The organism is Chengkuizengella axinellae (assembly GCF_030730905.1).
Lineage (GTDB): Bacteria > Bacillota > Bacilli > Paenibacillales > KCTC-33759 > Chengkuizengella > Chengkuizengella axinellae.
Window position 1 is genome coordinate 540,230 of sequence record NZ_JAVAMP010000002.1, and the last position, 21,648, is coordinate 561,877.

The 21,648-nt window shown below is 31.8% G+C and carries 22 protein-coding genes; 19 read left to right on the forward strand and 3 right to left on the reverse strand.

Annotated elements, in window-relative coordinates; all coding sequences use genetic code 11:
• The gene (locus Q5Y73_RS08200) at positions 1-2,079 is read right to left on the reverse strand and encodes a right-handed parallel beta-helix repeat-containing protein (protein ID WP_305991374.1); all 2,079 of its coding nucleotides are present in this window, start codon (positions 2,077-2,079) and stop codon (positions 1-3) included.
• A gap of 219 nt (positions 2,080-2,298) precedes the next feature.
• On the opposite strand from Q5Y73_RS08200, the gene Q5Y73_RS08205 reads away from it, so the two are divergent.
• From Q5Y73_RS08205 to Q5Y73_RS08230, 6 genes are all read left to right on the forward strand, one after another.
• On the forward strand, positions 2,299-2,658 hold the full coding sequence (locus tag Q5Y73_RS08205; protein ID WP_305991375.1) for a hypothetical protein: 360 nt from the start codon (positions 2,299-2,301) through the stop codon (positions 2,656-2,658).
• A 130-nt stretch (positions 2,659-2,788) separates the two neighbouring features.
• On the forward strand, positions 2,789-3,631 hold the full coding sequence (locus tag Q5Y73_RS08210; RefSeq protein WP_305991376.1) for a deoxyribonuclease IV: 843 nt from the start codon (positions 2,789-2,791) through the stop codon (positions 3,629-3,631).
• Positions 3,628-3,954 carry a cyclic-phosphate processing receiver domain-containing protein gene (locus tag Q5Y73_RS08215; protein ID WP_305991377.1) on the forward strand — a complete coding sequence of 109 codons (327 nt, stop codon included), beginning with the start codon at positions 3,628-3,630 and terminating at the stop codon, positions 3,952-3,954. Before Q5Y73_RS08210 ends, Q5Y73_RS08215 begins: the two co-directional genes overlap by 4 nt.
• Before the next feature lie 27 nt (positions 3,955-3,981).
• On the forward strand, positions 3,982-4,746 hold the full coding sequence (locus Q5Y73_RS08220; protein ID WP_305991378.1) for an ABC transporter ATP-binding protein: 765 nt from the start codon (positions 3,982-3,984) through the stop codon (positions 4,744-4,746).
• 115 nt (positions 4,747-4,861) lie between these two features.
• Entirely contained in the window at positions 4,862-5,848 is a 987-nt protein-coding gene (locus Q5Y73_RS08225; RefSeq protein WP_371320181.1) for a YpdA family putative bacillithiol disulfide reductase, read from the forward strand.
• Positions 5,849-5,925: 77 nt separating this feature from the next.
• Positions 5,926-6,144, forward strand: coding sequence for a DUF2905 domain-containing protein (locus Q5Y73_RS08230; protein ID WP_305991380.1), 219 nt, complete (start codon positions 5,926-5,928; stop codon positions 6,142-6,144).
• A gap of 2 nt (positions 6,145-6,146) precedes the next feature.
• Here the strand turns inward: Q5Y73_RS08230 and Q5Y73_RS08235 are convergent, their stop codons facing one another.
• Positions 6,147-7,220, reverse strand: coding sequence for a hypothetical protein (locus Q5Y73_RS08235; RefSeq protein ID WP_305991381.1), 1,074 nt, complete (start codon positions 7,218-7,220; stop codon positions 6,147-6,149).
• A 324-nt stretch (positions 7,221-7,544) separates the two neighbouring features.
• On the opposite strand from Q5Y73_RS08235, the gene Q5Y73_RS08240 reads away from it, so the two are divergent.
• The 12 genes from Q5Y73_RS08240 to Q5Y73_RS08295 all read left to right on the forward strand — a co-directional run bounded on the left by Q5Y73_RS08240 (position 7,545) and on the right by Q5Y73_RS08295 (position 20,064).
• Complete coding sequence (locus Q5Y73_RS08240) at positions 7,545-8,168, forward strand: hypothetical protein (protein WP_305991382.1); 624 nt, start codon at positions 7,545-7,547, stop codon at positions 8,166-8,168.
• Positions 8,169-8,376: 208 nt separating this feature from the next.
• Complete coding sequence (locus Q5Y73_RS08245; RefSeq protein ID WP_305991383.1) at positions 8,377-10,029, forward strand: serine/threonine-protein kinase; 1,653 nt, start codon at positions 8,377-8,379, stop codon at positions 10,027-10,029.
• 106 nt (positions 10,030-10,135) lie between these two features.
• On the forward strand, positions 10,136-11,230 hold the full coding sequence (locus tag Q5Y73_RS08250; RefSeq protein WP_305991384.1) for an AAA family ATPase: 1,095 nt from the start codon (positions 10,136-10,138) through the stop codon (positions 11,228-11,230).
• 28 nt (positions 11,231-11,258) lie between these two features.
• Entirely contained in the window at positions 11,259-12,473 is a 1,215-nt protein-coding gene (locus Q5Y73_RS08255) for a TadA family conjugal transfer-associated ATPase (protein ID WP_305991385.1), read from the forward strand.
• A gap of 13 nt (positions 12,474-12,486) precedes the next feature.
• A complete protein-coding gene (locus Q5Y73_RS08260) occupies positions 12,487-13,227 on the forward strand; it encodes a type II secretion system F family protein (protein ID WP_305991386.1) in 741 nt (246 codons plus the stop codon).
• 2 nt (positions 13,228-13,229) lie between these two features.
• Entirely contained in the window at positions 13,230-14,033 is an 804-nt protein-coding gene (locus tag Q5Y73_RS08265; RefSeq protein WP_305991387.1) for a type II secretion system F family protein, read from the forward strand.
• Positions 14,034-14,042: 9 nt separating this feature from the next.
• Positions 14,043-14,258: a Flp1 family type IVb pilin gene (locus Q5Y73_RS08270; RefSeq protein WP_305991388.1), complete on the forward strand. Its 216-nt coding sequence runs from the start codon at positions 14,043-14,045 to the stop codon at positions 14,256-14,258.
• Between the two features lie 5 nt (positions 14,259-14,263).
• Positions 14,264-15,256, forward strand: coding sequence for a TadE family protein (locus Q5Y73_RS08275; protein ID WP_305991389.1), 993 nt, complete (start codon positions 14,264-14,266; stop codon positions 15,254-15,256).
• Positions 15,249-17,432: a hypothetical protein gene (locus tag Q5Y73_RS08280; RefSeq protein WP_305991390.1), complete on the forward strand. Its 2,184-nt coding sequence runs from the start codon at positions 15,249-15,251 to the stop codon at positions 17,430-17,432. The genes Q5Y73_RS08275 and Q5Y73_RS08280 overlap by 8 nt, the downstream gene beginning before the upstream one ends.
• A 77-nt stretch (positions 17,433-17,509) precedes the next feature.
• Positions 17,510-18,034: a TadE/TadG family type IV pilus assembly protein gene (locus Q5Y73_RS08285; RefSeq protein ID WP_305991391.1), complete on the forward strand. Its 525-nt coding sequence runs from the start codon at positions 17,510-17,512 to the stop codon at positions 18,032-18,034.
• A gap of 6 nt (positions 18,035-18,040) precedes the next feature.
• Positions 18,041-18,553: an A24 family peptidase gene (locus tag Q5Y73_RS08290; RefSeq protein WP_305991392.1), complete on the forward strand. Its 513-nt coding sequence runs from the start codon at positions 18,041-18,043 to the stop codon at positions 18,551-18,553.
• A gap of 20 nt (positions 18,554-18,573) precedes the next feature.
• Entirely contained in the window at positions 18,574-20,064 is a 1,491-nt protein-coding gene (locus Q5Y73_RS08295; RefSeq protein ID WP_305991393.1) for a DUF6382 domain-containing protein, read from the forward strand.
• Between the two features lie 61 nt (positions 20,065-20,125).
• Here Q5Y73_RS08295 and Q5Y73_RS08300 read toward each other — a convergent pair whose 3' ends face one another.
• Positions 20,126-20,338: a DUF4083 family protein gene (locus Q5Y73_RS08300; protein WP_305991394.1), complete on the reverse strand. Its 213-nt coding sequence runs from the start codon at positions 20,336-20,338 to the stop codon at positions 20,126-20,128.
• Positions 20,339-20,882: 544 nt separating this feature from the next.
• Between Q5Y73_RS08300 and Q5Y73_RS08305 the strand changes: the two genes are divergently transcribed.
• Positions 20,883-21,605: an MBL fold metallo-hydrolase gene (locus Q5Y73_RS08305; protein ID WP_305991395.1), complete on the forward strand. Its 723-nt coding sequence runs from the start codon at positions 20,883-20,885 to the stop codon at positions 21,603-21,605.
• Positions 21,606-21,648: the final 43 nt, after the last annotated feature.

Consider the following 21,648-nt stretch of genomic DNA (forward strand, 5'->3'; position numbering starts at 1 on the left):
TTATCGCTTAAAAAACTTCTTAAATCCACAAGATCCCTCAGGGATACTTGAATCACATTTATTTTCATCTATAGCGATATCTTCTCCATCTGGTGAATTATTCTGGATATCTGGATTGTTACCAGATAAACAATTGGATCGGATAGCGAATTCAGTAGCAGTAGTTGATTCGATAATAATTCCAGCTTCTCCGTTATTTGCAATACAGTTATTATCTATGATACCTTCAACAGCATTTGGTTCGTTGATTTGAATTCCTTTTCCTTTGTTCCATTGACATTGATTGTTAAGGACTACACTCTCATCTTCATTTAATTGAATCCCGTTTCCAGCATTTTCATTACATACATTCCCCCAAATGGTGACATCATCTGCATTAATGTCAGCTATACCATGTATTATATTTTTAATGGCTCTGTTATTAAATAATAAGTTTTCATTATCAACAATGAAGAAACCGTTATTCATATTGTTATATGCACAATTTCCGACAAGTCGATTTAAATCATCAAATTCAAAGCCATTAAGAGCATTCTTTTTTGCTTCGTTAAATAAAAAAAGATTTTGATCAATCAGTTGAAAACCATCCCCGCCATTTTTATTTGCTATACATCGAAGGAAATAATTTAAATCGAATCCATTAAATCCACTATTTAGATTCTCATTTGAAATACATTTATTAAACAGAATTTTACCAAGGTCATTTGCAATGTTCGAAAACTCAAATCCACTCTCTTTATTCTTTTTTGATTCTACTTGTTCAAAAGTATTACAAAATTCTTCTACTGCTACTCCGTTAGAACCGAAATGTTGCACTGTCAGGTTTTCGATTGTATTGAGATCACTTTCGATCGTAATCCCATTGCCTACTATATTGGTACCATCAACTACTGTGTTCCCCATTCCCGATCCTACAATTTTTAAACGGTTTTTATCATTTGGGATATTAACCTGTTCATTAAATGTCCCCACTCCAACGTTGATTGTAAAACCAGAAAGTGTACCCATATCATTCACAGCTTCATTAATTGAGTCAAAGTCTCTAGGAACGTTAACAGTATCATTTCTTTCACATAACCCGGGTGGTATGCTAGTAGTACAATTGTTATCAGCAAAAGTATTAGAGATGTTATTACTGAATATATCCGGATTATTATTCATTAAACAATTACCACGAGCTGAACTATTTTCTCCTCCTAAAGATATTCCAGTTCGTTTATTATTTTTTGCGATATTGCCATCAACCACACTATCTGAACCTTCTACTTCAATTCCATTAAATTTATTATTTATGACTTTATTTTTTATAATTCTTCCATTGTTAGTAAATGTTAAAATGCCCGTAGCTCCATTGTTTTTGCTTATGTTATCAATTAAAGTCGTTTCTGTACGGTTTGAAAATCCATTCCCTTTGTTGTTGATCGACTTGTTAGACAGAAATAGATTCGTATTTCCGTCACCGCCAAAACCATCCCCACCATTTTTTAAAGCAACGCTGGATATAATGAAATTGTTGTTCCCAGATATATGAAATCCATCCTGAGTGTTATCTTTAGTTAAACAGCAATAGATTAAATTGTTGTTCCCTTCATCATTTATAAAAACCCCGTTACCATTATTGATCATTTTGCAATGAATAATATAATTTTCACTACCCCCTTGAACAAGACTTAGATTGATTCCATTTTGTCCATTTTCATTGATTTCACATTTAATTACTATGGTCGAGTCACCTTCCATATCAATTCCATGTATACCATTATTCAATACCTGAACTTGATGAATCACATTGTTTTCATTACTAGTAAAAATGCCAGATCCTTTGAAGTATTGCACCGTTAAGTTTTCGATCGTAACTAATTCTGTTTCAATTATAATCCCTGTAGTTCCAGCTCCTAAAGTTTGCCCATCTATCACTGTTTTTCCTTTTCCTGCACCAATAATGCGTATCCCATCTTTATCAATGGTAAGCACTTCGGGATATCTTCCCTCTGCTACTTCGATTGTGTCGTATGGATTAGCTGCTGTTAATGCCAGTGAAATTGTCGGGAATTCAGAGGGCACGTTTAAAACAGACATCTCTATTTCTTCCTTTCTAAATTTGAAGTATTTGATACATCATATGAAACCTGAAAATAAAAGTCCTAGACAGGTGAACCGTTTTGTAAAAGATAGGCAATGTGCATTAGGCAAACGTTTGATTTTAATATAGAAATGAAAAATAGGGCAGATGCATCAGACAAGAAACACATACTATGCATAACTTAAAAGAAAAATCGATATAGGTTGGTGATCAGAATGGATAATCTTTTTTGTAAAAATCAAATCAATCAAGCAAAGAAAATGTTAGATGAACAAATGAGACGTGTAAGAGGAGATAAAGGGAAGCGAAATGGGCAACTGCATTTACAGGAGGATTTTTTTAAAAGCTTAAACGATGGGATGAATCAAAGATTAAATCAAGCGAAACAATTTCAAGGCAATGAGAAAATCAACAGTAAAATCGACCAAAATCGTACTTTACTTGAACAAAAGTTGAACAATATGAATGAAATGTTAAAGAATCTAAATACGGAAGAAGAAGGGAATAAATTGGATGCATTGCATAAAAAAATGAGTGGGCTGTTGGACTCGTTTTTAGAAAAAGAGAAGAAGTAACTACCTTAAATTGATTAACTTGTCATAGAATAGACAACAATGTGGATAGACACCGCTTGATTTTACTTGATTTCACGATAAAATAAAGTGAACCTTTCTTTGCACAGAAGGGGAAAAGGATGTTCTATTGATGTATCTTGGATGTCATATTAGTATTAGGAAAGGTTTTTTAAACGCAGCAAAAACAGCACAAAAAATAGGTGCTTCTGCATTTCAGTATTTTCCTAAAAACCCACGTAGTTTGAAATTAAAACAAGTGGATCAGCTCGATGCACAGGCTTGTGCTGAATTTTGTGAGGCTAAAGATATGTTATCCATTGCACATACGCCTTATCCAACTAACTTGGCAGTTGAAGACCAATTAAGAAATCAGATGGCTGCATCCATATTAAATGATCTTGAAATCGCAAATTCATGTGGTTCTTTGGGATTAGTTGTGCATTTTGGAAAATTTAGTGGTAAAGACCCGTTACAAGGATACAAAAATATATTACAATGTTTAAATGGAGTACTTTCTAAGTGGCATGGTAAAACGTTAATTTTACTGGAAAATCAAGCAGGTATGGGTACTAAAATGGGGATGACCTTTGAAGAGTTAATTCAGATTCGTAATCTTGCTCAATATCCAGAGAAAATTGGGTTTTGCTTTGATACCTGTCACGCCTATGCAAGTGGTTTATGGAATGAAACAAATTGGGAAGAGTTGTACCGTCATGGAGAAAAACTTGGTTTTTTTAAACATGTCAAAGCAGTTCATTTAAATGACTCTAAATATTCCAGCGGATCTTACCGAGATCGGCATGAAAACATTGGTTATGGAATGATAGGGGAACACCGTTTTGAGTTGTTTTTAAAGTCAGGTTGGTTGAAAGCGATTCCCATTATCCTAGAAACACCAACATCACAACATCGTTCTTACGAACAAGAGTTGAAATATATAAATAGATTAATTCATAAGGGAGATAGAAAATGATTAATGTGTATTTGGATGATTTGCGACCTTGCCCAAAAGGTTTTGTATTAGCAAAAAATATTGAAGAGTGTATTCTTTTATTGCAAGAAAGTGAAGTGAACATTTTATCCCTCGATTTTGATTTAGGTTGGCAAGAACCCACTGGGTTTGATTTAACCAAAATGATGGTAGAAAAAAAATGCTTTGCCAAGGAAATATATCTGCATACCTCTGATTCTAATGGTAGAATGAAAATGTATCAGCTATTGTATGAACATAAACCAGAAGGTGTTGTTTTGCATAATGGTCCAATGCCTTATGAATTACTGGAGCAGTATTTATAGAAATTATTGTTGAAATTGGGTGAGCAGATGATAAAACTAGATCATGTTTATTTTAGGAGAGAATCTCGAGAAATCCTTTCTGATGTTCTAATCGAAATGAATAAAGGTGAACACTGGGTTATCCTAGGAAAAAATGGTTCAGGCAAAACAACTATCCTTGAGATGTTGAATGGGTACCTTTTTCCTAGTCAAGGCTCTGTGGAAGTTTTGGGCAATCGATATGGGAATTGTGATGTAAGAGAAGTTCGCAAAAGTATTGGTTATATCAGTCAATCTCTTTTAGAGAAGTTAAACTTTAGCGATCCAGTCTGGGAAGTGGTTGCAACAGGTCTGTATGGATTTTTAAGATTTTATCAAGAGATTCCCAAGGAAGCACAAGACCAAGCGAATGAGATGTTGGAGCAATTGAATTTATCCTATGTAAAAGAGCAACCACTTGGTTTGCTTTCTCAAGGTGAAAGGAAAAAAGTGCTCCTTGCCAGAGCATTAATGACTCATCCTGAAATTATCATCATGGATGAGCCTTGTGCTGGATTGGATTTATATGAGAGAGAAAAGTTGCTATTGGAACTCGAAAGATTTAAAACAAATGGAATTAGTTTAATATATGTAACACATCATGTTGAAGAAATTGTACCGTTATTTACGAACGTCATGTTGTTAAATGATGGAAAGATTGTAGCTTCTGGCAGTAAAAAAGAGATATTAACTAGTGAAACGATACATAATACGTTTCAAATACCAGTTCAAATTGACTGGGTGAACGAACGTCCATGGATTCAAGTAGTTTAGTTTTTAATAGATCAAGGATGGACGAACTTAGGAAATAATAGAATCGGTTATTAACAGTGCGTGACCTTTCTTTAAATAGGAGGTTATTACGGACTGTTAATCTAGGTTGGAGGAGATTTATATGGAACAAGTTATTATTATAGGTGCTGGACCATGTGGTTTGTCAGCTGCATGTGAACTTCAGAAGCAGGGCGTTAATCCACTTATAATAGATAAGGGTTGTATAGTGAATTCGATTTATCATTTTCCTACATTTATGCAATTTTTTAGTACACCACAATTAATAGAAATAGGTGACGTTCCTTTTACAACGATACAGGATAAACCAAGTCGTCATGAAGGTTTAAACTATTATCGCATGATAGCTGAAAGAAAAGAGTTGCGAATTCATCAGTATGAAAAAGTAGAACAGGTAACTCAGTTTGGAGATCATTTTAAAATATTTACAAAGGATCGTTTGGGAAATGAGCTTCAATATGAGGCACAGCATGTGATTGTAGCAACTGGATATTACGACAATCCAAATTTATTAAATATACCAGGTGAAGAATTAGCTAAAGTAAGTCATTATTTCAAAGAAGCACATCCATACGTAGGGCTGAAGATAGCCGTAGTTGGTTTGAAAAATTCTGCAGTAGATACTGCTATGGAGCTGCAAAGGTGTGGAGCGGAAGTGACAGTGATTCATAGGAATGATCACATTTCTGATAGTGTGAAAAAATGGGTCAGACCCTTATTTGAAAGTTTAATTGAAAAAGAAAAGATTAACATGATGTGGAATGCTGAATTAAAAGAGATTAAAAATGATGCGATTGTAATTGAACAGAATGGAGTCACTCAAGAGATGGACAATGATTTTGTTTTTGCAATGACAGGTTATCATCCAGACCATTCATTTATCCAATCTATGGGAGTCGGAATCAATGAAGAAACTGGGGCTCCAACATTTCATGAGGAAACGATGGAGACAAATGTGAAATCATTATATATCGCAGGTGTATTAGCAGCAGGAAATAATGCAAATTCCATTTTCATAGAAAATGGTCGATTTCATGGGAAATGGATTGCAAAGGATATAGTAAAGAAATTGAATGTAAGTTAAGAACCTTGTTAGTTAGAGAACTTCATGCCTCAATGATGGCAAGAAGTTCTTGGTAAAATATCATTGGAGGTGTCTAGATGAACCCAGTAGCAAAGATGTTGATTGCAGCAGGAGCAATTTTAATATTAATAGGTATAGTGTGGCAGTTTGGTGGACGTTTTTTACAATTAGGTAAACTTCCAGGAGATATCGCAATTGAAAAAGAGAACTTTAAGTTTTATTTTCCAATTACGACTTGTATTGTGCTCAGTGTGGTCCTTTCTTTAATTTATTATGTGATTCGCTTTTTTAAGTAATCTTAATTTAAATGATTGTTTATTTTAGCACATAAAGTATTATAAAATTGCTGCGGATCATCAGGAGTTAAATGAACTCTTGTTACTTTTTGTGTCAAACCATACATTAAATTCGCACGAATAGGTTGATGAAATTCAATCTCTAGGAGTGGTTTTTCTTTTATAAAGTCAACTAATACTGCGTCATATACATGTTTTGCTTCTTTCTTTGACAATTTCTCAGGTCTATGATAATAATGGATGCTTTTAATATTTTTTAGCTCAGCCACTAATTGTTTAGAAAAACCTACAGGTAGATACATTTTCTGGTTTGTAATGATAAAAGGACATGAACGTATGGCCTGAATTTGAGCTATTAGAAATAAAACAGTATATACATTTAAAAAGAATGCTATCCATGCAATAAGTGGGTTCCATAAATGAAGCAATATATGTAAAGCGATGGACTCAATTACAATGGCGTGGATTAACATAATGTATACGGAAATAGCGCTTGTCTTTGAGTGATATGTGAATTGTGCACCTTCGTTATTATATGAGGCTTGTTTTTTTCTCCATGTGAATAAGCTGTAGTACCAAATTGAGATTTCACTGGAGATTATATTTGTAAAATGAGTGGACTTAAAATGGTTTTTTAATACACTCTGTAATTTATGCTGAATATAAGGAACTTCTTTTGCTTGCGATTTATAGTTTTGAATGATTGATTTCATTTTCATCAATAGTTTAATAATCATATAGATTTCAAATGCTAGAAGTACAGCCCCTGCTATAAAAGCAATATACTTTCCAATTGAATAGCCCTCTAACATTTGTGACGGTATAACAAAAGTAGCAACAATATAACTAGCTATAATTACAGGGATGATATATTTAAGGGAGTATTGCTTCCTAATTACAAAAAAGTAAGTGATTACAGGAATGGTAATCATGAAGTCAAAAAGTGTGGCAAATGCAATCCCATTAGGTGCAGACTGAATAAAATTGGGTTGATAAATTAAAACATTGCATAATACAACGATAGAAATAAATAGAAAACACCACATCCATCTGTTAATTTTTAATGCATGGAGCATTATTAATCCCTCCTTTTTTCCATATTATATCATTATTAAGTTTGCTTAAAATTTAATTAATGTGAACTTTTTGAAACAAAATGATTCATAATTTTACTGAATATTACAACTTTTAAAAAACACTTTACAGGATACTTTTATACCAATATAATGAATAAAATAACAATAAAGACCAATTTTTATACAAGTTTATACAATTAGTATATTAGTATGAGTGTATAAAAATAGTGTGCAACACATATTCATTCGTTTGTTAGTTGGCCAACTTTCAATATATTAATTTATTGTTTTAACCATACTATTTTATATTTGGAGGAGTTATTGATGAAAAAATATTTCACATTATTATTATCACTAGTTTTAGTATTTAGTCTTATTCCAGCTGCATCAGCTGCCGATACAACTAGCAGTCCAACAGATTTAACTGTTACCACAATATCTGATCCTAGTAGAATTAGCTTAAAATGGAGTCACGATAACTTAGATGAGGTAGATTACTTCAATGTATATACTCGTGAAGATATAAACGGTGTACCAGGAGTATATAAAGTTTTAGGTACAGCAACAGGTACTGAATTCATTGATCCTGAAGGCATCTTAGCAAATATGGATAAAGTATATTATGTGACAGCTGTTGATGTAGATGGTAATGAATCTCTCATTTCTAATTATGCAAGTTTTTCTGCTGGAGATTACACAGATGGGGGAGGAACAACAGTTGGATGGAGCCGAGCTGAACCTAATACAGCTGCAATCTGGTTGCACCAGGACTTTGATGCTGATTATGTAATTATTCATTATACTATTAATGGTGAGCATTATGATGAGTATATGGATAAATCATCACAAGATGGTGTTTGGGTTAAATTGATTTCTAACTTTAATCAAGGACCTTCTGAATTAAGCTTTACTTATCATATTTTTGGACATCAATACGATTCAGAGTAAATAGATAGATTAAAAATAGTAATCAAGAGATAAAATAAAAAACGCAAAAGAGGTGCAAACAGCATCTCCTTTGTGTTTTTTTATGATGAAATCTGGGTAATCAGACAATACAAATAAATGACACATACGTCCTATGGAAAAAAGTTAATTTTTGTAATATCATTTTCTTATAATGGAATATAAAGGTATTTATTTTGTAGGAGTAAAGATGGTAGATTATAATACGTTTTTAAAACAAAAGGATTGTTTGGGGAATCGATATCAAATTGAGTCCATTATAGGACAAGGTGGAATGGGGGCTGTTTATTTAGCAAAGGATTTAAAATTGAAAGGAAAACGATGGGCAATCAAACAAACGAAGTCACAGACAAATTCTGTGGTGAATTTTCAACAGGAAGCAGAAACGCTTATACAGTTGAATCATCCATATCTGCCCAATATTATTGATTTTTTTCCTCCGAATGATAAGGGTAACACCTATATAGTCATGGATTATATTCAAGGGGGAAATTTAGCACAAATATTTGAAAAGGAGGGTAACAATCTTCCGTTTGAAAAAGTTATAAAATATGCTATTCAAATATGTGAGCTCCTCTATTATTTACATCACCATCCACAAGCTCCAATTATATATAGAGATTTAAAACCTTCTAATGTGATGATAGATAACCAAGACAATGTGAGACTCATAGATTTTGGGATTTCACGTAGATTTGAACATAGCAAACAACAGGATACTGTTCATTTAGGAACGGTTGGGTTTGCTGCACCTGAGCAATTCGAAGGAAAACAAACCGATCATAGAACTGATTTATTTCACTTAGGCGCAATGCTTTATTATTTTTTAACAAATGGTCATTATTACACGAGTAACAAGCCACTGCACCAATTTAAGAATATTCCAAACACGATGATTCAAGTGATACAAAAATTGCTGCAAGTTAAACCAGAAAATAGATATCAGGATGCCTTGCTTGTCAAAAAAGATTTGGGAAAAATTGAAGGTTTAGAGCGAGTATCAACTGAGATTAATGTAAATACAGGAGGGAATCATCATTTTCAGTATAAAGTGATTTTAGTAGGGAGTATGTATGGAGGTGCAGGAGCAACATTTACTTCTGTCGCACTCGCTAGGGCATTTCATGAAATGAAAATAAAAAATGCACTAGTTGAATACCCTACTAACGTGCCAGAACTATACTCATTATTATTTGGTGACAAGAACAAACCCAACGATTATGAATTTTTAATGAACCAGTTGAATTCTAGCAATTCTAATTTGAAACATGGAAACAAAATAGAGTGGGATTCAGGAAATACTGTATGGTACCCATTACCGACTTCGAGTTATACTCTTCTGGAAGAGAGTTGGTCAGAGTCAGAAATTTTTCCTTTGTTGTTTCAAGTTAGAAAGCCTATAACGATCATTGATATATCAAACAGATGGGATCACCAAAGCATTCAACAGTTGTGTAAAAGTGCTGATGAAATATGTTTTATTGTTGATTCTATTCCAACAAAGTTCTGTTCTGCTACCTCACAACTGAACTTAAATATTGCAATGGAGTTGAAGCAAGCAGGAAAAAACGTTCATTTTATTGTGAATCGCAGCCTAAATTCTAAAATAAGAAAGAAATGGGACGAAATATTACCTTGGAGTCCTAGCTGCTATTTACCAAATTTACCATATGAACTTGTTCAAGAGTATATTTGGAAGGGAAAGTTGATTCAAGATGAACGAGAATCGCGTGAAAAACTTAGAGCTGGATTGTATCCATTCATCAAACAAATTGTACCTAAAAAAATGATGATTAAACAAAATAACCCATTGGATAAACTAAAAAAGTATCTTCATATTTAAAATATTGTAGAAGCGGAAGTACCGCAGATCATCGATTATATATCGATATCTGCGGTTTTTTTCATTGGATAGATTTTAATGTAACTTTTCATGAAAGGATTTTTGGATGGATAAAATTTCAATAATTATTGCTTCAAGTGATTTGGAGTATGTAGAAGCATTATCTAGATTTTTTATATCGTCGGGGTTTGGAGAAAAATTTTCGATTTTATTTTTTACAGAAGAGCCTCTTTTAAGAGAATATATACAATGCAACGAAGTAGATGTGCTGTTGATCGATGAAGTTTGGTTGTCTATTGTTTCAACCTACCAGATGTATATCCAAATACTATCTGAATCAAATGAGGATTTAGATTCAGATTATCCGACCCACTATAAATATCAACCTATAGATGAATTGTTATTATCCATAAAAAAAAGTTGTTTTGAGTTGAAAAAAACAAATAATAGAGAAAAAAAGAATGAATTGAAAACAAAAGTCGTTTCGATTTTTTCACCAGCTGGTGGAAGTGGTAAAACTACTCTGGCTATGAATTTGACAAAACAAATAACATCCTTTCAACAACAGGTTGTTTATATAAGTCTAGAAACGTTTTATGCACCACAATTTACTCTATCAAATACAGAGGAGACTAATACTTTTTCAAAACTGATTTATTATTTAAAAACGAACCCTAATGTTTTACAGAACAATTTAGAAGAATATACTCAATTTCATTCTTCACTTCATTGCGATTTTATCCAACCGTCCTTGTGTTGGCAAGATATGATGGATATTCAGTTGAATGATATGAAAAAGTTGATTCAATTCATAAAAGAAACAAACAAATACAATTATATAGTGATTGATTGTTCTACGTCTTTACATGAAAGAATTTTAGGAGCACTTCAAGAAAGTGATTACATTTTGAATCTAGTATTAGATGATATACAGTGCATTTTGAAGATGAAGCAATGGTCACAACAATCAGGTACAGTAAATGGAGTTTCTTTGAATGAAGTTTTTTCTGCAAGTACAAAATGTATTTTAAATAAACAAACCAATGACTTAACAAACAATATAAAAAAGCACGATGTGAAGATTGATGGGAATTTACCCTATATTCCGGAATGGAAATCTACACAGCATATCGATCAAATATTAACTGAGGAAATTTATAACCAGCATGTAATACAAATATTTAAACAATGGCTTCAATAAAAGAAAAAAAGTCTGGGGGGATTTACTATTGGACTTACAGCTGCTAGAAAAAATAAAACAGAAGGTTGTTATTCAGCTTAATTTTTCTGAAGATACATCAGATGATCAATTAAAACAAATCATTGAAGAAGAAGTTTTTAAACATTCTGAACAGTTTTATTTAACTTCTAGTCAAAAATATGAATATGTAATGAGAGTGTTTCACTCTTTCCGTGGATTAGATATATTGCAGCCAATCGTTGATGATCCTTCAATCACGGAAATTATGATCAATAATTTTGATGAAATTTTCATAGAAAAGGGTGGCAAAGTAACTCTTTATGACGAGAGATTTGAAAGTCAGGAAAAATTAGAAGATGTTATACAAGCAGTTGTTGCTCAAGTAGACAGAGCTGTAAATGAATCCTCACCTATCGTGGATGCTCGTTTGAAGGATGGTTCTCGTGTAAATGTAGTTCTACCTCCAGTTGCATTAAAGGGCCCAACAATGACGATCCGTAAATTTCCTGATGAACCTTTATCAATCGAACGCCTTATTTCGATAGAGACTATTTCTCAGGAGGCGGCAGAATTTTTGAAAAAGCTAGTGGTTTCAAAATATAACATTTTTATAGGAGGTGGTACAGGGTCTGGTAAAACAACATTTTTAAATGTACTAAGTGATTTCATTCCAAATGACGAAAGGATCATTACAATTGAAGATTCTGCTGAATTGCAAATTAGAAACATACCAAATTTAGTTAGTTTGGAAACAAGGACAGCCAATACAGAAGGAAAAGGTGAAATTTCCATACGTGAATTAATCCGTTCCTCATTAAGAATGAGGCCCAATCGTATTATTGTTGGAGAAGTTCGGGGAGTAGAGGCTTTGGATATGTTACAAGCAATGAATACTGGACATGATGGATCATTATCAACAGGACATGCAAATTCAACAAAGGATATGCTGAGCAGATTGGAGACGATGGTATTAAACGGAACTAATTTACCCGTTGAAGTAGTGAGGAAACAGATTAGTTCAGCCCTAGATATTATGATCCATTTATCTAGAATGAGAGATGGGTCTAGAAAGATTTTGGAGATTTGTGAGGTGACTGGTGTGAGAGGTGGAGACATCCAATTAAACCAACTGTATCATTTCATTGAGCACGGTGAAAAAGAAGATGGACGTATAAAAGGGGAGTTGCACCCTACAGGAAGCTCTTTGAAAAATCGACAGAAATTTAAAATGGCGGGATATTAACGGTGGTGAGACAATGATTGATTATAATAGTTATTCTTTAACGAAAAAACAATATATTTTGGTTTTGCTTTGTGGGGGATGTTTATTTTTTCTAATAGGTTATATTTTTTTTATGAATGTTTACTTAAGTATTCTTCTTTCAATATTTACTTTTTTTATACCAAAATTTAGAGCAAGAAAGTTAAGAGATAAAAGAAAACAAGAATTGGTTTTACAGTTTAAGCAAGCACTTGTAAGTCTGTCTTCTTCCTTATCATCTGGAAGATCCATGGAAAGAGCACTTGAATATACTTTAGAGGATTTAAGAAAAGTATATTCAAATGAAAATACTTATATTGTTCAAGAATTTAAAATTATGAACGCTCAAATTAAGAATGGAGTTAGTGTTGAAAATGTATTTCAAAACTTTAGGCAGAGGGCAGGAATTGAAGAAATTACTAGTTTTGTTGAAGTATTTAAAATATGCAAAAGATCAGGTGGGAATTTGGTTGAAGTGATCCGAACAACTACAAATATGATTAGTGACAAAATCGAGATTAGTCAAGAGATACAAGTGCTTATATCCAATAAAAAGTTTGAAACAAGGATATTAAATATAATTCCTTTTATATTCATTGCGGTGTTGCGATACAGTTCTCCAGAATATATGTCCCCTCTATATCATGGAAAAGGTTTGTTTATTATGTTCATAGCATTATCCTTGCTGATTCTAAGTTTTGTCATCAGTCAATGGTTAATGAATATACAGGTGTGATGATGAAGGGGAATTTTGAATTCGTTAAGGATTTTGGTGAACCGTTTCAGCTAAACTTATTAAACCCTTTTTCTATATATATCATCGATCAATTAAAACTAATGGAACGCTATTCTAATAAAATGGATAAGCTGCATGTTAAATTATATTTTTTGTATGACTCTGAAAAAGTGAATTATTATAAAAAAATGTTCATTGCTCAAGTTATTTCTGCGGAATTTTGTGTATTTATTTTTCTTATAGGATTGTTGCTTATGAATGGATTTAGCGTAGAATGGATTTTCTTCGTTGTTTCTATAATGATCCTACTACCCTTTTTATTACTTCGAGAATTAAATCTAAAAGTGGAAAAGAGAAGAAGAGAAGTACTGATGGAATTGCCAATTATATTAAATAAAATAGCCCTGTTAGTGAATGCAGGGGAGCAGGTTCAAAGAGCGATCATTAAATCAGTAGAAAGTGAGCAGGATAAACAATCTCATCCACTTTATGAAGAATTCCAGAAGGTGTGTATGCAGTTAAAAAACAATGTTTCATTTCAACAAGCTTTAGAAGAATTAAATCAAAGATTAGGTATGCATGAAGTATCTATTTTTACAAATACGATTTTAATGAATTATCGTCGTGGAGGGGATCAGTTAAGTTTATCATTAAGAACATTATCTCATCAGCTGTGGGTATCTAGAAGGACCATAGCTAGAGTTCTAGGTGAGGAAGCATCTAGTAAATTGATTTTTCCGATGATTCTTGTTTTTTTGGTCGTAATTTTAGTTGTTGCATCTCCTGCAATATTAATGATGAAGTGAGGGGAAATTATGAAGAATAGATTAGTTATTCAAATTAAAAAGCTATGGAATGACGAAGAAGGGCTTGGTACTTTGGAAATTTTATTAATCATTGGAGTTTTAGTTGCGATTGCTATTGTTTTTCGTAAATGGATTATATCATGGGTAAATACATTGTTTGATGAAACACAAAAAGAAATGGAGTTAAATATGGACTCCATAAAAGAACCAACAACAAGCAAATAAAAATGATGAAAAAGAAGATTATTTCTATTTTTAAACAGCAAAAAGGAAGTTTCACACTTGAATCAGCGATGATTTTTCCTCTCATTTTTACGATTACAATATCTACGATTTTTTTGTCCTTATTTTTTTATCAAAAAGCAATTTTATATTCACATGCTTCATTAACTGCTGAAAGAGCTTCTTTCAATTGGGATAACAGTCATAAAGACACCATTACAGGTAAAGTGAATCTAGAAATGAATGATGAACTTTATTGGAGAGCATTTCAAGATTCTGTCTCACAGATCTTCCCGTTTGGAGTAAGCGACGAGGAAGTTGCATTAGAACTGCCTTTGCAAAATCAAACAACTGAAAACAGCCTCATTTTCATTAAAATGAAAAATGCTGCTAAACTGCTACCCAACTCTTTATTTGGCATTATGTTTTATAGCAATGACTTGCTTTCTCGTAAAATATCAGTGGAGTTAAATCGTATTATTCATATCCCAAATGCAGTACAAATCCATGATCATGTTAATGAAAAGGTAGAATCCTCCATAACTGAACCTGTTGAATTTATTCGAAATATTGATTTATTGCGGTCGTTTATACAGGAACTGAAGCTAAGAAAAGTGAGTCAAGAACAAGTTAAAAATGCTTTCTATCAATTTTTTGACTTTGAGTCACCACCCTCCTTCGCAAGACATGATGATGCAGCTGTGTTTTTGCGTAAACTAGTAAATGGAGCAAAAGAAGAATTTGAGACAACCTTTGGTAAAAGAAAGATAGATGCCATGGACAACAGCGGAATTGCGCAGCAAGCTTTTTTGACTTTTAATGAAAGTCAGCTTCGTTCCCAGATGTTAAAAGATATAGAGCTTTTAAATCAAGGTGAAACAGTGAAGGGGGTTGTCTGGCATTTTTTTAGAAAAGATGATCAAACTGGTAAGGTTGGTCCGTCAAGTGCTTTTATTCAAGAGTTAGAGCGTAATGGAATTGTAGTAGTTATTCATGATTAGCATAACGGGGGTGAGAGAATTTAGATATGTATTGAAATCTACTCAAGGTTCTATTTCGATTTATTTTATGATCATATTTTCTGTTGTATTTTTGTTTAATACTGTATTGATCGATTTTGCAAGAATAAAATTAGCAGACTTACAGGCTGAAAAACTAATGCGCTCATCGATTAGATCTGCTTTGTCTAGTTACGATTCTAGCTTGCAATCTTATGGTTTATACGCAATAACTAGCGAAGAGAATGCACAACAAATTTTCCAAGATGTATATGTGCAAAATCTACTGCAAAACAACAATGATTACATTACAAATTTAAGTACTCTTGTTTTAAATGAGGATGCAGTACAAGTATCTAGTATCCATACACTAGCAAATGAAAATATATTTGAACAACAAATTTTAGAGGAAATGAAATATAGAGCTCCGATTGAATTTGTATTAAGTGTTATAGACCCATTTCAGAGTAATGGATTAGCAGGTGATTTAAAAAACACTTCCAGCTTTTCTAAGCTTTCAAAAGACATAGAGAAATTAATTCAAGAAAGAGAAAAATACTTGGATTTAACGTGGTCACAAATACAGTTGATGTTAGGTATTTCAGGAACAGTTAGAAGTTATTATCATTATTATGATCAGCAATATACAAAAATAAATACGCTTGCAGAAGGAATTGGAATCAAACAAATGGATACGATTAGACAAGATTTGAATGAGATGAAACAAGATATTAACAATTATAGGAATAAAATAGACAACCTTGAAGAGAAACTGGAACAAAGCGCAACAGCTCAGGAGAAGACAAATTTACTATCGAGAATAAATAAATATAATCAATCGATTAAGGAACTAAAAAAGAACATCTCTGACCTTGAGGGTCTGATCGATAAAATCATTAAATATTCAGAAACTGTGCTCATTACAGATTTAAAAATGGAGGATGATTACAATCAGCTTCTAACAGTACAGAATGCCATTAATAGTTATTTGAAAAAAGCACTGGATGTGAATGACAAAATTACCGAGAAGACAGAAAAAAATAATATCCTTGGAGAAGAATATATTGTTATTTATGATTTAACTTATTTTAGAAAAATGGAAAGTGAAATTGGAACAATCATTAGTTTGTTCAGTGGTATGAAATCACAGTTTGACCCAGTAGAGCTTTTAACAGGTACAGATTATATAAAACGTCATCAAAATTTAGTCGATGCAAATGAGCAGATGTTTCAACATGGGGTTAATTTTTATAACAAACAGAATGGAATAGAGAGTCAACGTATGAATATCAATAAAAATTTACATGATCAAAAAGAAACTCAACGTCAAAAAACAGAGAACCAATTAAAGCAAGTGATTAGTTTATCTCACTCCTGTAATGGAACTGAACAACCTTTATATATACAATTAGGAGATTTTAAAAATAAATATGATCTTTTTAATGAAAAAAGTCAAAGTAAAATGTTAAATAAACCAATGAACTTAACAGATGCTGATAACGTTGGTAAGCAAGCAATGTCCATAATAGATAATATCTCAGCCTCTTTGTTAAGTGTTAGAGATGAAGCTTTTGTTAACGAATACGCTCTTTCAAAATTTAATTATAGGACATTAGAAAAATCAACTGAGTTATCTGATCCCCAGCGTCACAGCTTGCATAATCAAGAAGTTGAATATATATTATATGGCTTTAACAACTGTGAATTGAATCAGACATCAGCTTTTTCAGAAATGTTCTTACTTCGTTTAGCAATTAGGACGATGGAAGCTTTAAGTGATCCAGAACAATCTATTGTACGATTGGGTTCTCCTTTATTGTCATTTTTGTGGGCAATAGCTGAAGGATCGAAAGAAGCTTATAATGACATGCAGAAATTAGTAGCGGGTGAAGAGGTGAATCTATCAGATAAACTATCAAAAGTAATTCATTTGGATTATAAGGATTATTTAAGAGTATTTCTATTTTTACATAGCAATGATTCCAATATGATGAGTCGAATGTTAGCTTTGATAGAATTGAATACAGGTCAAAACTTAGTGCTGAAACCTGTAGCTATTGAAGCATCCGTGGAAACATCGATGAGATTATGGTTTATTCCTAATGTAATGGAGTTACTTCGTCATGAGGTGAGAGGAAATCAAGTCATTATGAATAAAACGATATCCCTTTCTTATTAGAAGTAGAAATGATAGAGCATTTATAGTGGACATGGTTAATAGTTAGAGAATTGTAATTTTTGGGAAGTGAGGAACTAATGTTAAGAAATAAAAGAGGTAGTTTGGTGCTGGAAGCCAGTATTATTTTACCTATATTTATAACTGCTGTATTGGCTTTCATTTCTTTTTTACAAATTGTATTAGCGGAAATGGCACTGCATCAAGCTGTGAACGAAGCGACCAAACAGGCTGCAACACATGTATATCCTATATATGTACTTCAAAACGAACCATCTGTTCAAAATATAAAAGATGATATAACAAATATGATCCCTGAAGGAATGGAGTTTATAGCTGCTTTGCAAAAAGACAATATCAATACAGTAAAAGATGAAGTGTTAAATGTACTTTTTTTACCCTACTTACATTTATTTATTGATAAAGACATGTTAAATGAAAGTCAGATTAAGATTGTTAAAGTAACCTTACCAAATTTACAGAATAAACAAAACGTATTTTTTGGCATAGAAGCTAGTTACACTTTAAAACTACTACTGCCATTTATGAAACGTGAAATTAAGATTCAAAAAAAATCACTTGAAAGAGTATGGATCGGAGGCTGATTTCATTTGAACCAATTTTATATTTTATTGTTTTTTGTTTTCATTGCCTTTTATACTGACTTCAATACACATAAAATTCCTAATGCTATCACAATTTCGATGATGGTTGTGGGATGGTTATTTCATATTCTTGTGGATGGTTTTAGTGGAATGTGGTTTTCGATTATAGGTTTTTTAGCTATGCTCTTATTTTTGCTTTTATTATATTTTCTGGGAGCCGTTGCTGCTGGAGATGTGAAGTTTTTTGGAGCTGTTGGAGCTTTGGTAGGTTTGAAAATATCAATATTTATTCTTGTCTATTCTATATTATTTTCTGGGTTGATTGGTTTAGGGGTATTAATATTTAAAAAAGAGAATTGGTTTCGACTTAAAGCTATATGGTTTGGGGTATTTAGTTTTGTTATTCTTCGCAATGTAAATATGTTAAAAACGATAAAATCAGAACAATATTTTCGATTTCCTTTTATGCTTGCAGTTTTACCTGCAGTTGTTGTTGTAGGTTATCAGTTGTTATTGTGAAAGGTGTGAATTAGAAAGTGATGACGGGAATAACTGATGGTACAATCTTAGATTTTAAGTACAATTATATAGAACAAGACGGATATTACATTGCATTGTCAAAGTCTGATTTTAATAGAGATATGCTCTCTAATTTGCAAATGAAAATGATAGAAAACAATGCAGCAAGTCAATTGTTACCTATGAAATTAAATGAATATAATATGAATGTTCAACTTCTATTTGATTATTCGAATAAGAGAATGTTATCTCAAGAGTTAAGAATGAACCAAATTTCATCTGAACAATTTTATAAAATCATATTACAATTTATTACAATAATACATAATCATAAATCATTGTTGTTAAATGAACAAAATTATATTATTCATCCTGATTTTATTTTTGTAGGAAGGAATGTTAATGAAATTTATTTGACATATCTACCTATAAAGGGAACGTTAAATAAAACGTCTGTAATTGAACAAATAAAACAAGTAGTTTTAAATTTATTGGAATATGTTCAAGAGATGAGCGGAAATGAATTACAAAAACTGCTTATATTATTTAATGAAAGGAATGTTTCATTGGATAGGCTTAGAGAAGAAGTTTTATATATATTCGATTTTAACATAGAAAAAGATAATAATTTTGAATTTGAAGATATAAATGAAATGAATATTGAGTCCTCAAATGAAAATATAGTATTTAATCAAGAGCACTCTTCACAACATACAGGTGGATTCTTAGATCAATCAATGCACAAAAGTAAATTCATTCATAAGATCGTAGAATTGTTGGAAGGGAAGAATAGAGCAATAATAATGGCAATTTCAACTTTAATCATTGCTATAAGTTGGAGAATATATCTTTCTATTTTACTTCCTTTTGTGTTATTTACAGCGATAGGAGTAACTGTTTTTTTAGTTATTATTAACCTTTTACCATTTTACGTTCGTCATCAAGTCGATCAATCATACTTGGGAAATATAGATGAAAGCAAAGAATCTTCCACAACTCTTGAAAATGAAAACTATATTTTTAATAAAACTATAGATTCAATGCAGACTAATCATACGAATGATGATATCTATTTTAAGGAGTTGCCAGAGCATACGACAATTTTAACGCCTATGGATCAAACTGTTATTTTAAGTCCATGTAATGTCATTGAATTTAATGAGGCACAACAAAATGAGGTTTATTTAGAGGTGAAAAAATCTCAAAATAATGAAAAAGAAAACATAAAAGTGAAAGTTAAAAATGACTCTTTTATCATAGGACGTGACGATTCGATTGTTCATTATGTGGTCGATAAAGTAGGTGTATCTAGAGCACATATAGAAATTATGAGAAACAATATGGAGGAGTACGAAGTAAAAGATTTAGGTTCAAAAAATGGTAGTTATTTAAATGATGAAAAGTTAATCCCGTATAAACCCTATGTAATAAAACATCAAGATTGTATCCGTTTGATTAATATAGACATTATATTTTGTCATGAACAATCATTGCGTAATTTTGTGGTGTAAAAATAATTTTACCAAGTATTCTCTATAAAATAAAAGCTTATAAAAAAACTTTATAAGCTAGTTAGTTATTATTTTGTTTTTCAAGTAATTCAATGATTCTGTCAAGCTTTTTACTAATTTCAGCGTTATGTACTACTTTTGCAGATGAATTAACAAGTAATTTTCGAATAAAAAGAACAAAAGAAACGACAAATAGAATGATTAGTAAATACAATAATAAAGGTAAAAATGTTATTAAACCTACATCTGCTGATGCTGTAACTGTTAATATCATAAATCAAATCTCCTTTTCATGTTCGCTAGGAGTACAATAACATATTTAGAATTTTAATAGAAAGATTGAAATAGTGGGAAAAACTAATTCTAGTTTGTTTGGTTTGGTTGTATAACAAGTACTTTTAATTCATAATTATGAAGATTTAGTTCAAATACAATTTTTTTTATAATGAATATAAATTTGAATTTTTTTTAACTTTTTATATTGTAAGCGTTACAAATTTGGTCAATATATGTTAATCTAGATCTAAGATATTTTATAAAAATATAATAAATATACAAATTAACATTCTTTTTCTATTTATTTACAAATTGTTTTGTTGAAAGTTTCCCTCTTAAATAAATCAACTTGACATAACTAAAAGTAATAAAGAGAATCTTGCTTTCAGTGGCAGTTATTATAACTCTCGCTGAAAGTTAGATGACCTTATCAGGTGAAAATATGCTGTTATCTGTTATTTCCCCTTTGAAGAAAAGGGAGAATTACAGCATGAGAACGTGATTAATTTAAAAGTTTACTTTTGTGTGAAAGGAGATTTATGGTGAAGTTTGTTGAATTAATGAAATCGATGTCATTATTATTGGTGATCTCTAGTATCCTCACCATGTTAACGGGATGCAACATAACGGTAAATTCAAGTAAAACTCTTGCAACACTTGAATATTTGGGACATTCTAGTGTAAAAATAATAACAGCTGAAGGTAAGGTTGTTTATATTGATCCTTGGGCAGGAGATAATTATGATCAACCAGCAGATATTATTCTAGTTACTCATTTTCACTATGATCATTCTGATATAGAGAAAGTAGAGACTAAAAAAAGCACAATATATATTGATCCCGATTATAATTTTAAGGAAAATGAAATTAAGAGTGGATTCCCTGGACATTCTATTGAAGTGGAGGGTATAAAAATTCACGCTGTAGCCGCCTATAATGAATTCCATGAGAAAGAGGAATCCTTTGGCTACATATTAGAAATTGGGGATGTTCTTTTATATCATGCTGGAGACACATCTATGATTGATGAGATGAAAGAGCTATCTGACTTAAACCTTACCTATGCTTTGCTGCCAATTGATGGAGTATACAATATGGGACCAGAGGAAGCAGTAAAAGTGGCAAAAAAATTAAACGCAAAAAAAGTAATTCCAATCAGCACGGGGGAAGATGGTTTTTATAATGAAGACACGATTAGAATGTTTAAGGCTGAAAATAAAGAAGTGTTGAAACCGGGAGATAAGATTGAATTAATTAGTGATTAATATATTCATTCTTAAATATATATAAATAGTTATGGAGTGCCAT

What these genes read in the sequence shown, in the direction of transcription:
- Q5Y73_RS08220 (WP_305991378.1), top strand. Translation starts at nt 3,982, where the DNA reads ATGATAAAACTAGATCATGTTTATTTTAGGAGAGAATCTCGAGAAATC.
- Q5Y73_RS08285 (WP_305991391.1), top strand. Translation starts at nt 17,510, where the DNA reads ATGTTAAGAAATAAAAGAGGTAGTTTGGTGCTGGAAGCCAGTATTATT.
- Q5Y73_RS08240 (WP_305991382.1), top strand. Translation starts at nt 7,545, where the DNA reads ATGAAAAAATATTTCACATTATTATTATCACTAGTTTTAGTATTTAGT.
- Q5Y73_RS08260 (WP_305991386.1), top strand. Translation starts at nt 12,487, where the DNA reads ATGATTGATTATAATAGTTATTCTTTAACGAAAAAACAATATATTTTG.
- Q5Y73_RS08230 (WP_305991380.1), top strand. Translation starts at nt 5,926, where the DNA reads ATGAACCCAGTAGCAAAGATGTTGATTGCAGCAGGAGCAATTTTAATA.
- Q5Y73_RS08200 (WP_305991374.1), bottom strand. Translation starts at nt 2,079, where the DNA reads ATGTCTGTTTTAAACGTGCCCTCTGAATTCCCGACAATTTCACTGGCA.
- Q5Y73_RS08300 (WP_305991394.1), bottom strand. Translation starts at nt 20,338, where the DNA reads ATGATATTAACAGTTACAGCATCAGCAGATGTAGGTTTAATAACATTT.
- Q5Y73_RS08270 (WP_305991388.1), top strand. Translation starts at nt 14,043, where the DNA reads ATGAAGAATAGATTAGTTATTCAAATTAAAAAGCTATGGAATGACGAA.
- Q5Y73_RS08215 (WP_305991377.1), top strand. Translation starts at nt 3,628, where the DNA reads ATGATTAATGTGTATTTGGATGATTTGCGACCTTGCCCAAAAGGTTTT.
- Q5Y73_RS08245 (WP_305991383.1), top strand. Translation starts at nt 8,377, where the DNA reads ATGGTAGATTATAATACGTTTTTAAAACAAAAGGATTGTTTGGGGAAT.
- Q5Y73_RS08205 (WP_305991375.1), top strand. Translation starts at nt 2,299, where the DNA reads ATGGATAATCTTTTTTGTAAAAATCAAATCAATCAAGCAAAGAAAATG.
- Q5Y73_RS08235 (WP_305991381.1), bottom strand. Translation starts at nt 7,220, where the DNA reads ATGCTCCATGCATTAAAAATTAACAGATGGATGTGGTGTTTTCTATTT.
- Q5Y73_RS08250 (WP_305991384.1), top strand. Translation starts at nt 10,136, where the DNA reads ATGGATAAAATTTCAATAATTATTGCTTCAAGTGATTTGGAGTATGTA.
- Q5Y73_RS08210 (WP_305991376.1), top strand. Translation starts at nt 2,789, where the DNA reads ATGTATCTTGGATGTCATATTAGTATTAGGAAAGGTTTTTTAAACGCA.
- Q5Y73_RS08280 (WP_305991390.1), top strand. Translation starts at nt 15,249, where the DNA reads ATGATTAGCATAACGGGGGTGAGAGAATTTAGATATGTATTGAAATCT.
- Q5Y73_RS08295 (WP_305991393.1), top strand. Translation starts at nt 18,574, where the DNA reads ATGACGGGAATAACTGATGGTACAATCTTAGATTTTAAGTACAATTAT.
- Q5Y73_RS08275 (WP_305991389.1), top strand. Translation starts at nt 14,264, where the DNA reads ATGAAAAAGAAGATTATTTCTATTTTTAAACAGCAAAAAGGAAGTTTC.
- Q5Y73_RS08265 (WP_305991387.1), top strand. Translation starts at nt 13,230, where the DNA reads ATGAAGGGGAATTTTGAATTCGTTAAGGATTTTGGTGAACCGTTTCAG.